At 69.0% G+C, this 13,237-nt stretch carries 13 protein-coding genes and 1 riboswitch; of the genes, 8 read left to right on the top strand and 5 right to left on the bottom strand.

The window, feature by feature from the left end:
• The first annotated feature begins 149 nt into the window (after nt 1-149).
• The 4 genes from ACGFW5_RS10460 to ACGFW5_RS10445 all read left to right on the top strand — a co-directional run bounded on the left by ACGFW5_RS10460 (nt 150) and on the right by ACGFW5_RS10445 (nt 4,995).
• Nucleotides 150-1,547 carry a metallophosphoesterase gene (locus ACGFW5_RS10460; RefSeq protein WP_393833785.1) on the top strand — a complete coding sequence of 466 codons (1,398 nt, stop codon included), beginning with the start codon at nt 150-152 and terminating at the stop codon, nt 1,545-1,547.
• 173 nt (nt 1,548-1,720) lie between these two features.
• Entirely contained in the window at nt 1,721-2,560 is an 840-nt protein-coding gene (locus tag ACGFW5_RS10455; protein WP_393833784.1) for a hypothetical protein, read from the top strand.
• A gap of 635 nt (nt 2,561-3,195) precedes the next feature.
• Nucleotides 3,196-4,290: an acyltransferase family protein gene (locus ACGFW5_RS10450; RefSeq protein ID WP_393833783.1), complete on the top strand. Its 1,095-nt coding sequence runs from the start codon at nt 3,196-3,198 to the stop codon at nt 4,288-4,290.
• A 351-nt stretch (nt 4,291-4,641) separates the two neighbouring features.
• Nucleotides 4,642-4,995, top strand: coding sequence for a VOC family protein (locus ACGFW5_RS10445; RefSeq protein ID WP_393833782.1), 354 nt, complete (start codon nt 4,642-4,644; stop codon nt 4,993-4,995).
• Nucleotides 4,996-5,119: 124 nt separating this feature from the next.
• On the opposite strand, the gene thiC is transcribed toward ACGFW5_RS10445, so the two are convergent.
• Nucleotides 5,120-6,907, bottom strand: a complete 1,788-nt coding sequence (thiC, locus tag ACGFW5_RS10440; protein ID WP_393833781.1) for a phosphomethylpyrimidine synthase ThiC — start codon at nt 6,905-6,907, stop codon at nt 5,120-5,122.
• Nucleotides 6,900-7,034, bottom strand: a riboswitch (TPP riboswitch). (Overlaps the previous gene by 8 nt.)
• 71 nt (nt 7,035-7,105) lie before the next feature.
• On the opposite strand from thiC, the gene ACGFW5_RS10435 reads away from it, so the two are divergent.
• Nucleotides 7,106-8,452 (top strand): YibE/F family protein, encoded by a 1,347-nt coding sequence (locus ACGFW5_RS10435; protein WP_393833780.1) that lies wholly within the window; start codon nt 7,106-7,108, stop codon nt 8,450-8,452.
• A 37-nt stretch (nt 8,453-8,489) separates the two neighbouring features.
• Here ACGFW5_RS10435 and ACGFW5_RS10430 read toward each other — a convergent pair whose 3' ends face one another.
• The 4 genes from ACGFW5_RS10430 to ACGFW5_RS10415 all read right to left on the bottom strand — a co-directional run bounded on the left by ACGFW5_RS10430 (nt 8,490) and on the right by ACGFW5_RS10415 (nt 10,892).
• A complete protein-coding gene (locus ACGFW5_RS10430; RefSeq protein ID WP_393833779.1) occupies nt 8,490-8,924 on the bottom strand; it encodes an SsgA family sporulation/cell division regulator in 435 nt (144 codons plus the stop codon).
• Nucleotides 8,925-9,027: 103 nt separating this feature from the next.
• Nucleotides 9,028-9,765, bottom strand: a complete 738-nt coding sequence (locus ACGFW5_RS10425; protein ID WP_393833962.1) for an IclR family transcriptional regulator — start codon at nt 9,763-9,765, stop codon at nt 9,028-9,030.
• A gap of 448 nt (nt 9,766-10,213) precedes the next feature.
• The gene (locus ACGFW5_RS10420; protein ID WP_350231510.1) at nt 10,214-10,435 is read right to left on the bottom strand and encodes a DUF5326 family protein; all 222 of its coding nucleotides are present in this window, start codon (nt 10,433-10,435) and stop codon (nt 10,214-10,216) included.
• Between the two features lie 139 nt (nt 10,436-10,574).
• Nucleotides 10,575-10,892, bottom strand: a complete 318-nt coding sequence (locus tag ACGFW5_RS10415; protein WP_393833778.1) for a cupin domain-containing protein — start codon at nt 10,890-10,892, stop codon at nt 10,575-10,577.
• A gap of 50 nt (nt 10,893-10,942) precedes the next feature.
• On the opposite strand from ACGFW5_RS10415, the gene ACGFW5_RS10410 reads away from it, so the two are divergent.
• The 3 genes from ACGFW5_RS10410 to ACGFW5_RS10400 are packed head-to-tail and all read left to right on the top strand — an operon-like array spanning nt 10,943 to nt 12,942.
• Nucleotides 10,943-11,323 carry a phage holin family protein gene (locus ACGFW5_RS10410; RefSeq protein WP_393833777.1) on the top strand — a complete coding sequence of 127 codons (381 nt, stop codon included), beginning with the start codon at nt 10,943-10,945 and terminating at the stop codon, nt 11,321-11,323.
• A 3-nt stretch (nt 11,324-11,326) separates the two neighbouring features.
• Nucleotides 11,327-11,821 carry a low molecular weight protein-tyrosine-phosphatase gene (locus tag ACGFW5_RS10405; RefSeq protein WP_393833776.1) on the top strand — a complete coding sequence of 165 codons (495 nt, stop codon included), beginning with the start codon at nt 11,327-11,329 and terminating at the stop codon, nt 11,819-11,821.
• Nucleotides 11,776-12,942, top strand: coding sequence for a cystathionine gamma-lyase (locus ACGFW5_RS10400; RefSeq protein WP_393833775.1), 1,167 nt, complete (start codon nt 11,776-11,778; stop codon nt 12,940-12,942). Before ACGFW5_RS10405 ends, ACGFW5_RS10400 begins: the two co-directional genes overlap by 46 nt.
• The last annotated feature ends 295 nt before the right edge of the window (nt 12,943-13,237 follow it).

The raw sequence follows: 13,237 nt of genomic DNA, 5'->3' as shown, positions 1-13,237 counted from the left end.
CGCCGAACCCCGCTCGCACCCGGATTGACCACCCCTGGTGCGTCACACAGCATGAGGCGCATTCCTATGATGGGCGCACGACACCACGGATCCCGCCCGACCTGGCGGCTCCCAGGGTGTACGGCGGCGCGACGGTGGTGGAGGGGTCGATGACTCAGGGGGCCGGTCAGGGACCCGTGCGGACGGAGACGTTGCGTGACTTCCGGGTGCCGCCGTACGCGCAACAGGCCCCCGTGCCACCACCGGAGGAACCGCCCGCCCAGCCGGAGCCGGCTGCCCCGGGACTCCGTTACGAGCCGGCGGCCCAGGAACCTCTCCACGCGCCGGTGACCCAGGAGCTCCGTCAGGAGCCGGTGGTTCCGGAATTCCGGCACGCGCCGGTGGTCGCGGAACTCCGCCACGAAGCGGTGGTCCTGGACCCCCGTCAAGAGCCGACGGTCCTGAATCCCGGTCAGGAGCCGGCGGTTCCGGATCCCGGTCAAGAGCCGGCGGTTCCGGATCCCGGTCAAGAGCCGGCCGTCCTGGAGCTCCGCCAAGAGCCGGTGGCCACGCGCCCGGGAGCACCCGCGCCCATTCCGCCCTCTCCGGCGCCCGGCGCAATCCCCTATCCGGATGACGAGCCGCCCGAGGGATACACACCGACCGCTCGCGACCTCCCGATCATCAACCGGGGCGACACCGTCCAGGTGCCCGTGGTCGAGCCCGCCCCCGCGCAGGCACCGGAGGGCCCCGGCCCGCTGTACGTCGTCGGCGACGTCCACGGCTACCTCGACGAACTCCTGGCCGCCCTGCGCGCCCAGGGGCTCATCGACGAATCCGGCAACTGGGCCGCGGGCACCGCGCGCCTGTGGTTCCTCGGCGACTTCACCGACCGCGGCCCCGACGGCATCGGCGTCATCGACCTGGTCATGCGGCTCTCCGCCGAGGCCGCGGCCGCCGGCGGCTACTGCAAGGCCCTCATGGGCAACCACGAGCTGCTGCTCATCGGCGCCAAGCGGTTCGCCGACACCCCGGTCAACTCCGGCGCGGGAACCGCCACTTTCCAGGCGGCCTGGCTGCTCAACGGCGGCCAGAAGGCCGACATGGACCGGCTCCAGGACGTCCACCTGCAGTGGATGTCGCGACTCGACGCGATCGAGCAGGAGGACGGCCACCTGCTCATGCACTCCGACACGACCGCCTACCTGGATTACGGCGACTCCATCGAGGCGGTCAACGACACCGTCCACGCCATTCTCAACCGCAACGACGCCGACGAATGCTGGGACCTGTTCCGCAAGCTCACCAAGCGGTTCGCGTTCCGCGACGGCTCCGGCCCCGAGGCCGCACGCGAACTGCTCTCGGCGTACGGCGGACAGCGCGTGGTGCACGGCCACAGCCCGATCCCGTACCTGCTCGGCGAGGTCGGCACCGAGGACGGCGAGGAGGACTCGCGCCCGGTGGTCGAGGGCCCGCACCTGTACGCCGACGGTCTCGCCATCGCCATGGACGGCGGCGTGACCATGGCCGGAAAACTGCTGGTCCAGCAACTCCCGCTGCATGACTGAGGGGTGACAGGGCAGGCGTTCCGCAAAGCGCCGGGTATGCCATTTCCGGAAACACCCTGTCACCCTGTGCCGTAGCGGCTCTACCATCGGGTCATCCGTAGCAGGCTCTCCTCCGTTTCCGCCCAACTGCCCGTTCACCAGGCGGGCTTCCCGGCCCTACGGAGCATCGGGGGATGCACATGAACAGCGCTCCGCACCTGCTTCCCGAGGACCGCCAGGAGTTCGAGCGGATCCTCGACGAGGCGCTGCGCACCGCGCATGAACGGCCCGAGCTGTCCGGCATCGGCGAGCGCCTCAACGCCGTGCAGCTGCGCACCATGGTGCTCGCCGCCGGCTCCTTCATCACGGAGCGGGCGGGCCCGGAGTACGAGAACTACGTCACGGCACGCGAAGACCTGCGGGCACCGGGCGCCGTGCCCGACGCCGCCCTCCTGCCGCCCGACGGCACCGCGTTCGAGCCCTCGGGCGCGGGCGTCGGCGCGGTCGTCACCGTGCTGGCCCCGGTGCTCGCGGGGACCGCCGCCGCGATTTTCCTGCTGGTCGGCTACATCCTGAAGATGCTCAACCCGGTGCCCGCCTTCGCCGACACCATGCTGACGGCCGGCTGGTTCTTCGGCGCGCTGACGGCGGCCGCGATCCTCGCAGCCGCCGTCGGACTTCTGATCACCGCGGTACGCAACGGAGCGACGCAGGTGGTGGCGGTCGACGAGGCGAGCGAGGCGGACGCACCCGACGAACGCACCCAGGAACTCTCCCGCGCCCGCGAAGCCTGGCGCCACGCCCTGCTGGAACGCGGGATCTACCCGTTCCTGCGCGACGCGCTCGCCGACCCGAGTGTCGACCCCGGCGCTCCGGCACCCCGGCGCCCGACGGGCCGCATCCCTTCCCTCGGCTACGACCGCCCGGGCTTCGGCAGCCCCGATGAAGGCAGCTCCCCCACCAGCCATCCCAGCTTCACCAGTCCGGACTTCACCAGCCCCGACTTCGGCGGCCCCGAGCACCAGCCGGACTGACCGGGCCGGGGCGTCGACTGCTTCGCAGGTCGTTCGTCGTCGCGCCCGGCCCCGCTGTTCCGCGGTATTCGCGGCATTCGGCCGGGCCGGGTGAACCCGGCCGCCCGTCCCTGATACGACGGTCCGATGGTAAGCTCCCGTGCCGCAGTGGTCGGTGCCAAGGGGGGCAGCGACGTATCCACCCCACACGGTGGATAGGGGGAACGGATGGAACGGTCGACGACAAGGCCGTTGACAATGGGGACGAAAAGTTTCTCGACTGTCGCGCCCGGTACGACTACGCAATTCTCGGTTCTCCCGCAGCGGGGTCGACGCACAGGGCGGCTTTTTACTGCATTCCTCTGCTGACGCATGGGGGTTGCCGACGACGGTGTGTCAAGAATCGTCGACCACAACAAGACAACAGCTGGGCCGAAGCACCGCTGACAGGCATCGTCGGCGCCGGGTCAGCAGCACCGCGCGGGAGCCTGTGAACAGGCCCTACGCAGCGGTGATCCCCGCATCAGGTATTGGACTCGGGGCGGAGCACGGTCCGCTCTCGTGACGAGAAGAGAAATTGCGTGACCGTACTGTCAGACCAGACCGGCATACCCGTGTCACGTTCAGGGACGCAGCCCGCATCGGCTCCCGTCGGCATGCCTTCGCATTTGAAGTCGCTGACCGGACTGCGGTGGGTGGCGGCCCTGGCCATCTTCCTGATGCATTTCGCCTATGAGGCGGATTTCTGGGGCCATGCCCGGCAGGTGAATGCGCTTCGATGGCTCACCCTCGGGGCCCCGTCCGCGGTGTCGTTCTTCTTCATCCTCTCGGGCTTCGTCCTGGCCTGGTCGCAAGGGACGAGGTCCGTGCGCCGGCGGACGTTCTACTGGAACCGGTTCGCCCGGATCTACCCCGCCCATCTGGTGACCTTCCTGGCCGCCGTGCTCCTCCTGGTGCGGGAAGGCCAGCAGCTGAGCGGGCGCGTGGCGCTGACGAACCTGACGCTGACGCAGTCGTGGATCCCCAACCAGCCCGATTTCTGGTTCGGCTTCAACGGGGTGTCCTGGTCCCTGAGCTGCGAGTTCTTCTTCTACTTCACCTTCCCCTTCCTGCTGCCGGGGTTGCTGCGCATGAGCGACCGCGGCCTGTACCGGGTGCTCGCGGCCATGACGGCGCTCGCCCTGCTGATGCCCGCGGCGGCCATGTGGATGGCCGACCACGCCGGTTGGCGTGACAGCTACCTCTCCTACATCCTGCCGCCGGCGCGGCTGCCCGAATTCGTCGCCGGCATCGTGCTTGCCCTCCTGGTCAAGCGGGGCAGCTGGCGCGGCCCCGGGCTGCTCGTGAGCGGGGCCCTGTGCACGGTCGCCCTGCTGTGGCTGACCCGCATCGTCCCGGACGCGTTCCACTTCGGGGCGTGCACCCTCATTCCGTACCTCCTGCTGATCCCGGCTGCCGCACGGGCCGATGTGCGCGGGACCTCGTCGTGGATGCGGGGCCGGATCGTGGTCTATCTGGGACAGGTCTCCTTCTGCTTCTACCTGGTCCACGAACTCGTCATCTTCGCTGCCGACCACATCCTGAGGAAGCACCACAACATCGGGACCGCGCCCGCCGTGATCACGGTGTTCTGCGTTTCCCTCGTCCTGGCAGCCCTTCTGCACGAGGCCGTCGAGAAGCCGCTCGCGCGCATTCTCAAGACCATCGCCCCGGGCAGAAAGCGCCCCGCGGCGGACACGGCGAAGGCGTAGCCCGCCCGGCCATTCACCGGAGTCGAGCTTTCGCCGAAGAGCTCGACTCCCCTCCCTCACCCTTCGCTGTGGCCCCGAGCCTTTTTCCGCTCGGGGCCACACCGTTTTCGCAGGGCGATCGGGACTGAACGGCGGGCGTCGCGGCTGACTTGTCGGGGTGGCCGCCAGAGCGGGAACAACACCTGCTCCCGGACCGGAGCCCGTCGGGACGGTGGGCCCGGCTCAGCCCGAGAAGGGACCAACTGTGATGTCCCACCAGGTTGGTTCCTGACGCGACCACGGAGGACTTGGTGGATTGGGAAGATTGGCGGCTTTCCGGGGTGGGCCGCCGGTCTGCCTATGCTCAGGCCCATGGCACTGGAATGGGAACAGATCATCGTCGACTCCGCCGACCCCGTCGCTCTCGGGCGCTGGTGGGCGGAAGCTCTCGGCTGGGTTGTGGTCGACGAATCCGAGGAGATCATCGAGATCCGGCCTGAGCCGGACCGGATGCCGGGCCTGCTCTTCGTGCCTGTCCCCGACGGCAAGACGTCGAAGAACCGGCTCCACCCCGACTTCCGCCCTGACGACCAGGAGGCCGAGGTTGCCCGGCTGCTCTCCCTCGGCGCCCAGCGCGTCGACGCCGTGCAGGACGGGCAGCACTGGGTGACCCTCCTCGACCCGGAGGGCAACGAGTTCTGCGTCCTGGGTGAGCGGAAGGGCTGAGCGGGGGCCGGGCCCCATGTGGGGAGCCGTCCCGACTGGACCCGGCATGGCTGCTGAGACGGCCTCGAATCACTCCGAGGCCATCTCAGAAGGTCAGCCCTTCAGAGGGTCAGCCCTCAGAGGATCAGTCCGCAATAGGCAGGTACAGCCGATTTCCCTGCGCGGCGAACTCCTCCGACTTGGCAAGCATCCCCGCTCGCGCCTCATCGTCGCTGGTCAGCGGGTCATCGCCGCCGAACTGCTCCGTGATGCTTCGACTGATCTTCATCGAGCAGAACTTCGGACCGCACATCGAGCAGAAGTGCGCGGTCTTGGCCGGCTCCGCGGGCAGCGTCTCGTCGTGGAACTCCCGGGCCGTGACCGGGTCGAGGGCCAGGTTGAACTGGTCCTCCCAGCGGAACTCGAACCGGGCGTCCGAGAGCGCGTCGTCCCACTCCTGCGCGCCCGGGTGCCCCTTGGCCAGGTCCGCCGCGTGCGCGGCGATCTTGTACGTGATGACGCCGGTCTTGACGTCGTCACGGTTGGGCAGGCCAAGGTGCTCCTTGGGCGTGACGTAGCAGAGCATCGCGGTACCCCACCAGGCGATCATCGCCGCACCGATGCCGGAGGTGATGTGGTCGTAGGCGGGCGCCACATCGGTGGTCAGCGGCCCCAGGGTGTAGAACGGGGCCTCGTCGCAGATCTCCTGCTGGAGGTCGATGTTCTCCTTGATCTTGTGCATCGGGACGTGTCCCGGGCCCTCGATCATCGTCTGTACGTTGTGACGCTTGGCGATCGTGTTGAGTTCCCCGAGCGTGCGCAGTTCCGCGAACTGCGCCTCGTCGTTGGCGTCCGCGATGGAGCCGGGCCGCAGGCCGTCGCCCAGCGAGTACGTGACGTCGTACGACGCGAGGATGTCGCAGAGCTCCTCGAAGTTCTCGTACAGGAACGACTCCCTGTGGTGCGCCAGGCACCAGGCCGCCATGATCGAACCGCCGCGCGAGACGATGCCGGTCTTGCGGCGGGCGGTCAGCGGCACATAGCGCAGCAGGACACCGGCGTGGACCGTCATGTAGTCCACGCCCTGCTCGGCCTGCTCGATGACCGTGTCCTTGTAGATCTCCCAGGTCAGGTCCTCGGCACGCCCGTCGACCTTCTCCAGGGCCTGGTACAGCGGCACCGTGCCGATGGGCACGGGGGAGTTGCGGAGCACCCACTCGCGGGTCGTGTGGATGTTGCGGCCGGTGGAGAGGTCCATGACCGTGTCCGCGCCCCACTGGGTGGCCCAGGTCATCTTGTCGACCTCCTCCTCAATGGAGGAGGTGACCGCGGAGTTCCCGATGTTGGCGTTGACCTTCACCAGGAAACGCTTGCCGATGATCATCGGCTCGATCTCGGGGTGGTTGATGTTGGCGGGCAGCACCGCGCGGCCCGCCGCGATCTCCTCGCGGACGACCTCGGGGGAGACGTTCTCGCGGATCGCGACGTACTCCATCTCCGGGGTGATCTCGCCGCGCCGCGCATACGCGAGCTGGCTGACGGCCTGGCCGCCACGGCCCCGGCGCGGCTGGCGCGGACGGCCGGGGAAGACCGCGTCGAGGTTCTTCAGGCCCCCGCGCGGCGAGGTGTGCTTGATGCCGTCGTCCTCGGGGCGCACCGGGCGCCCGGCGTACTCCTCGGTGTCGCCGCGCCCGATGATCCAGTTCTCCCGGAGCGGGGCGAGGCCGCGGCGGACGTCCGTTTCGACGCCCGGGTCGGTGTACGGCCCCGACGTGTCGTACAGCGTCACGGCCTTGCCGTTGGTGAGGTGCACCTGCCGGACCGGCACCTTGAGGTCGGGGCGCGAACCCTCGATGTACCCCTTGTGCCAGCCGATGGACTTCCCGCTCTCCTCAGTGCTGGAGGCAGGCGTGCGTGCGTCCTGAACGGTCATGAGACCTACTCCCTACGCCGGCATTACCCGGTAACAGGTTCGGCGGTCGGCGCAGCCTCGTCCGTACGGTTCGTACGGTTTTCAGCGCCCTCTCAGCCCGGTGCTCCGAGCTCCCGCGTGTGCAAAGGTGTCACCACGCTAGCGTCCTCACTGGCGCGCTGAACAGAGGGCCCCCTCCGTTCTTGCGATGATCGGGCGGTGACCTCACCAGAACCGCACCCCCCGCACCCCACGGGCGGACCCGGCCACGGGCACGGCCACTCGCACAGCCATGGGCCCGCCGCCCCCGTGTCGAAACACCTCCGCAAAGTCATCGCCGCGGTGCTGATTCCCTTCTCCACGGCGGTACTTGTGGGCCTCGTGGTGCTCTGGCCCGGCGGCGCCCCGCCGCATCAGCGCACCGGGGTCGGCTTCGACCGCCAGACCCAGCAGGCCAAGGTCATCACCGTGGACAAGGTGGATTGCAAGTCGGTCAACGCCGGTCAGGCTCCGTCGAACGGTGACACGTCCACGGCCGAGAGCCAGCAGGCACGCAACACCCCGAGCAAACCGTGCGGCAAGGCCACCGTCGAGGTCACATCGGGCAAGGAGAAGGGCCGCACGTTCACCGAGATCGTCCAGCCCGACTCGCCCCGCCAACTGCACGCGGGCCAGGGCGTGATCGTCTCGTACGCCCCCGACGCCCCCCATGACCTACAATATTCGGTGACCGATGTGAACCGCCGCTTCCCGATGGCGCTGCTGGCGGGGATCTTCGCACTCGCGGTCGTGATCGTCGGCCGGCTGCGCGGAGTGATGGCACTGGTCGCCCTCGTCGTCTCGTTCGCCGTCCTGACCCTGTTCATCCTTCCGGCGGTGTTGCAGGGCTCCAATCCGCTGCTTGTGGCGGTGGTCGGGGCGAGCGCCATCATGCTGATCGCGCTCTACATGTGCCACGGCCTGTCCGCGCGCACCTCCGTCGCCGTCCTCGGCACCCTTGTCTCACTCATGCTGATCGGGCTGCTCGGCTCGCTCTTCATCGGCTGGGCCGCACTCACCGGCAACACCGACGACAACACCGGCCTCATCCACGGCCTCTACCCCCGCATCGACATGTCCGGCCTGCTGCTCGCGGGCGTCATCATCGGCTCGCTCGGCGTGCTCGACGACGTGACGGTCACACAGACGTCGGCGGTCTGGGAGCTGCACGAGGCGAACCCGACGATGGGCCCGCGCGGTCTGTACCGGGCGGGCATCCGGATCGGCCGCGACCACATCGCGTCGGTGGTCAACACGCTGGTGCTCGCCTATGCGGGCGCCGCGCTGCCGCTGTTGCTGCTGTTCTCGATCGCGCAGAGCAGTGTGGGCACGGTGGCCAACAGCGAGCTCGTGGCCGAGGAGATCGTCCGCACGCTTGTCGGCTCGATCGGACTTGTCGCCTCCGTGCCGTTGACCACCGCGCTGGCCGCCCTGGTGGTCTCCGCCGACCGGCCGGTCCCCGTCGTCCGTACGGGGCCGCGGCTCCGGGCGGCACGCGGCGGTGGCGGCCACCGCCGCAGGAAATAGCCGGAGCGGGAACGTACGGGCGGGGGCGGCGAATTGCTCAGCCGGCGTTCTCCTCCGCCAGGATGCGTCCGAGCGCGTCCTCCAGATGCTCGTCGAACTCTCCGAGCGTCCACTCCTGCCCCAGCGGTACGAGCTTGTCAGTACGGTCGAGGAAGGCCACGAGGGGCGCGGCTCCGGCCCGGAAGAGGGCCTGGTCGGCGCCCACTTGGAGCCGGATGTGGACGTCGGAGAGCTCGTCAGGGTCGCTCGGCTCGATCCGCACATCACCGTCCCCGGTCGGTCCGTTGATGCCGTCGAGGAGCAGTTCACGCCCGAAGGCCCAGGTGACGGGCGCGTCGCCGGGGAGGTGGAAGGTCATGCGCACGGCATACGGGTCCGTCGCTTCGTACGCCAGCTCCACGGGGATCCGGAAGGAAAGTTCCTCGGAGACGAGGAAGCTCATCATCACTTCTGCCTGAACCGACTCACGCATCTTCACGTACCCCGCTCTAGCTGAAACCGGCCAGGAACGATCCCTCGGGACCTTCGTGACGCCATCGTGCTGTAAGCGCCAACAGATCACAAGGAGTGAGATTTCAGATACTGATAGAGAACATCAGGGAACTGAGCAGACCACCCACTTCGCCGCGCAGTTGCTCGATCGCGGGCAGCAGACGTTCTTGCTGGTGGAGGGGGAGGGAGATGGCCATGGTCGCGGCGCAGGAACCGGCCGTCAGGGGGATCGCCGCGCAGACCGTGCCCAAGGCGTACTCCTGCCGTTCGATCACCGGACGCATACGCTGTGTAGTCGCCAGCCGCTCCGACAGCGCCCGCCGGTCCCGCACCGTGTACGGCGTGATCGCCTTCACGGGGTGCCGGTCCAGGTAGTCCTCACGGGCGTCGCTGTCCAGCTGGCTGAGCAGGCACTGGCCGATCGCGTGGGCGTGCCCGGTCTCACGGAAATCGGCCCACTCCTCGACGGCGGGCGCGGCCGGGGTGTCGGCGACCCCGGCGATCTCGATCTCGCCTTCGCGGTAGACGGCGAAATAGACGGGCACTCCGATGGAGTCCCGCCAGCGCACCAGTGAATCGGTGATCTTGCTGCGACGATTCTGCAGGGCCCCGCCGTTCGCCAAACGCTCGGCAGCCGCGCCCAGGACGAAGACCCCGCTCTCGCGCCGCAGGTAACCCTCATGGGTCAGCGTCCGCAGGAGGTGGTACGCGGTGGGGAGCGGCAGTCCTGCCTCCCGCGCCAGCTGTTTGGCGGGCGCGCCACCGGCGTGGGAACCGACTGCTTCCAGCAGCCGCAGGGCCCGCTGGACCGAGCCGATCAGGGTAGGGACGGCGGCGTTCGTAGGGACGGCGGCGTTCGAAGCCGTGGCCACAGGTCACCCCCAGGCGTGCTGACGGGCACCGCGCCCGCCCGCGGGGGCCACCCCCGCGCGGCCGCCGCGTGCCCCGGGGGCGACAGCACGGGTCGGTTGGACCGACGGTCGGACGCGGTCAGAACCCGTGGTTCCCAGGGGGGCGGCAGGGATGTGCCACTCTAATGGCCGACGTCCGGGAAGCAGGCGGTTTGCCCGGTCAATCCCCCGACTGGGCTAATCCCGCGCCGCCCTGACGCGTACGGCATGGCGCGCCTCGCCGCGTGTAGCGCCGGCCTGCCCTCGTGTGGCGCCGACCAGCCCTCACGTCCCGCCGGACCGCTGTGCGGGCCTGCGCGTAGTGGGCGGCAACCTCCGTGCGGGCCACGGGCGGAATCCCCCTTCCGCCCGGGCTCCGCTACCAGCCGCCGCGCGAGGAGGACGAGGAGGACAGGAACCTCCGCACCACGTAGATCAGACCGCCGACCAGGGCCACGAAGACCAGCACCTTGAAGAGCAGACCGAACAGGAAGCCCACCACGCTGGCGATCAGACCACCGAACACCACCAAGGCGATGACGGGCACGGCGACCCACTTCACCCACCAGGGCATCCCCGCGAATATCTCCCGTGCGGCCATCGTCCTTACCTCTTTCCGTCAGGTCACGCGTTCCGTGCTTTCGACACTCTCGATGCTAGGGGCGAGAGGGTGCCGTACGGGGCCGCCGCAGCCCTTGAAGTCCCCTGACCGAACCCTTAGGGAGAGTCAGGGACGACCCTCAGCTCTCAGGCGGAGAGAAGACGACCAGAACCCTCAGGTCCTCGGTGATGTGGTGGAACTTGTGCGCCACCCCGGCCGGTACATAGATCACGCTGCCGCGCGAGACCTGCGTCGTCTCCAGACCCACGGTGATGGCGGCACGGCCGCTGACCACGAAGTAGATCTCGTCCTGTGCGTGCGGGGACTGCGAGTCGTGCGCGCCCGCGTCAAGCGCGTACAGCCCCGCCGACATGTTCCGCTCCCGCAAAAACTGCAGATACGCACCGTCGTTGGCGGCCCGCTCCGCCTCCAACTCGTCGAGCCGGAAATCTTTCATCGCCGTCCGCCCCTGCACTAGTGCCGATCACGTCTGCCACGATCGGACCCATGAAGAATTTTGTAGTCAAGACCATCGCCAACGCGGCCGCCCTGGCGGTGGCCATCTGGCTGGTGAAGAACATCACCCTGACCGGCGACAACACCGGCAAGAAGGCCCTGACGCTGGTTCTGGTCGCGCTGGTCTTCGGTGTGGTGAACTTCGTCGTGAAGCCCGTGGTGAAGTTGCTGTCCTTCCCGCTCTTCATCCTCACGCTCGGCTTGATCACGCTGGTGATCAACGCACTGATGCTGCTGCTTACCTCCTGGCTGGCCGACAAGCTCGACCTCAGTTTCCATGTCGAGGGATTCTGGACCGCCGTGCTCGGCGCCCTGATCATCTCGATCGTGTCCTGGGCGATGCACATCGTCCTCCCCGACGACAAGGACTGAGCCTTGGCCGCCCCCTATACCGTCTGCTTCGTGTGCACCGGCAACATCTGCCGATCGCCCATTGCCGCATCCGTCTTCCGGGCCCGGGTGACCAGCGCCGGACTCGGAGGTCTGATCCAGGTGCAGAGCGCGGGAACCGAAGGCTGGCACGAAGGCCGACCGGCCGACCCGCGTGCGGTGTCGGTGCTCGACGAGCACGGTTATGGAACGTCCCACACGGCACGGCAGTTCCACGCTTCCTGGTTCTCCCGGCTCGATCTGGTGATCGCGCTCGACGGGGGCCATCTGCGGGAGCTGCGCCGCCTCGCGCCAAGCACGCCGGAGGCCTCGAAGGTGAGGCTGCTCCGCTCCTACGATCCCCATGCCCATGAGGATCTGGACGTTCCCGACCCTTACTACGGCGCTCGCGAGGATTTCGCGGAATGCCTGCGGACGGTGGAGGCGGCGAGCGCATGGCTGCTCGCCGCCGTCCGCGCCGAAATGGAGTGTGTCGCATGACAGGTGACGGCACGCGGTCCGTCCGCGCCGGTCTTCCCGACCCGGTCGCTTACGAACCCACCCTTCCGGGCCCGGTGTTCGCCGCCCACTTCCACCTGCCCGGCGAAGCAACCGGGCCCTACACCTACGGCCGCGACACCAACCCCACCTGGACCCACCTGGAGCGGGCCCTGGCCGAGCTGGAGTCCCCCGACGAGAGCGCCGAGGCGATCGTCTTCGCGTCCGGGATGGCGGCGATCTCGGCCGTGCTGCTCTCCCAGGTGAGCGCCGGCGACACGGTGGTCCTGCCGGACGACGGCTACCAGGCCCTGGCGCTGGTCCGTGCGCAACTGGAGGCGTACGGCATCGAGGTGCGTACCGCTCCGACCGCCGGCGAGGCCCAACTGGCGCACCTGGACGGCGCCAAGCTGCTGTGGATCGAAACGCCGTCCAACCCCGGTCTCGATGTGTGCGACGTACGCCGGCTCGCAGACGCCGCACACGAGGTGGGCGCGCTCGTGGCGGTGGACAACACCCTGGCCACGCCGCTCGGACAGCGTCCCCTCGACCTGGGCGCGGACTTCGCGGTCGCCAGCGGCACCAAGGGCCTGACCGGGCACGGTGATCTCCTGCTGGGCTATGTCGTGTGCCGCGACCCGGACCTCGCCGCACGCGTACGCACATGGCGCAAGGTCGTCGGGGCGATCCCGGGGCCGATGGAGGCCTGGCTGGCCCACCGCTCCCTCGCGACCCTGCACCTGCGCGCCGAGCGGCAGGCCGCGAACGCCCTGGCCCTGGCCGAGGCGCTGGCCGGTCGTGACGAGGTGAAGGGGCTGCGTTACCCGGGTCTTCCCTCGGATCCCTCGTACCGACTGGCCTCGGCGCAGATGCAGCGTTTTGGCTGCGTGGTCTCCTTCGACCTGCCGGACCGTGCTTTCGCCGAACGTTTCCTGGAGGCGCTGCGCCTGGTCGATGACGCCACCAGCTTCGGCAGCGTGCGCTCCACGGCCGAACGGCGGGGCCGGTGGGGCGGCGACGCGGTGGGAGAGGGTTTCATCCGCTTCTCGGTCGGGGCGGAGGACGCCCCCGATCTGATCGCCGACGTGCAACGCGCCCTGGACACAGCGGGTGCGGCCGGCTGAGGCGATCGACCGGACACAGCTCCACGAAGGGCCGGCGGTGCCCCGCACCCAAGACGGACGGTCCGAGCCTCCCCCCTCGTGGCTCGGACCGTCCGCGGTTCTCACATGGTGAGAACCGCCCGACCCAGGCTAGTTGACCGTGCGTCAGTGTTCAATCACGGTGCGGGCAGGGGCTTGTCAGCAGGGTGCAGCGGCGCCGACCGCGATGTGGGGCGCGATGACGGCCGAGCGGTTCCCCTCTCGGCGCGCACCGGCGGACTCGGCTCCCTCACGGCGCGCGGGCGCACCCTTGGCT

Source organism: Streptomyces sp. NPDC048416 (assembly GCF_043200435.1).
Taxonomy (GTDB): Bacteria; Actinomycetota; Actinomycetes; order Streptomycetales; family Streptomycetaceae; genus Streptomyces.
Note: the sequence above shows the minus strand (reverse complement) of the source record. Positions and strands in the feature narration are given on the sequence as shown.

Excerpts from the sequence above, each read along its gene's own strand:
- ACGFW5_RS10460 (WP_393833785.1), top strand. The coding sequence starts at position 150 with ATGACTCAGGGGGCCGGTCAGGGACCCGTGCGGACGGAGACGTTGCGT.
- ACGFW5_RS10455 (WP_393833784.1), top strand. The coding sequence starts at position 1,721 with ATGCACATGAACAGCGCTCCGCACCTGCTTCCCGAGGACCGCCAGGAG.
- ACGFW5_RS10450 (WP_393833783.1), top strand. The coding sequence starts at position 3,196 with ATGCCTTCGCATTTGAAGTCGCTGACCGGACTGCGGTGGGTGGCGGCC.
- ACGFW5_RS10445 (WP_393833782.1), top strand. The coding sequence starts at position 4,642 with ATGGCACTGGAATGGGAACAGATCATCGTCGACTCCGCCGACCCCGTC.
- thiC (WP_393833781.1), bottom strand. The coding sequence starts at position 6,907 with ATGACCGTTCAGGACGCACGCACGCCTGCCTCCAGCACTGAGGAGAGC.
- ACGFW5_RS10430 (WP_393833779.1), bottom strand. The coding sequence starts at position 8,924 with ATGCGTGAGTCGGTTCAGGCAGAAGTGATGATGAGCTTCCTCGTCTCC.
- ACGFW5_RS10420 (WP_350231510.1), bottom strand. The coding sequence starts at position 10,435 with ATGGCCGCACGGGAGATATTCGCGGGGATGCCCTGGTGGGTGAAGTGG.
- ACGFW5_RS10415 (WP_393833778.1), bottom strand. The coding sequence starts at position 10,892 with ATGAAAGATTTCCGGCTCGACGAGTTGGAGGCGGAGCGGGCCGCCAAC.
- ACGFW5_RS10410 (WP_393833777.1), top strand. The coding sequence starts at position 10,943 with ATGAAGAATTTTGTAGTCAAGACCATCGCCAACGCGGCCGCCCTGGCG.
- ACGFW5_RS10400 (WP_393833775.1), top strand. The coding sequence starts at position 11,776 with ATGGCTGCTCGCCGCCGTCCGCGCCGAAATGGAGTGTGTCGCATGACA.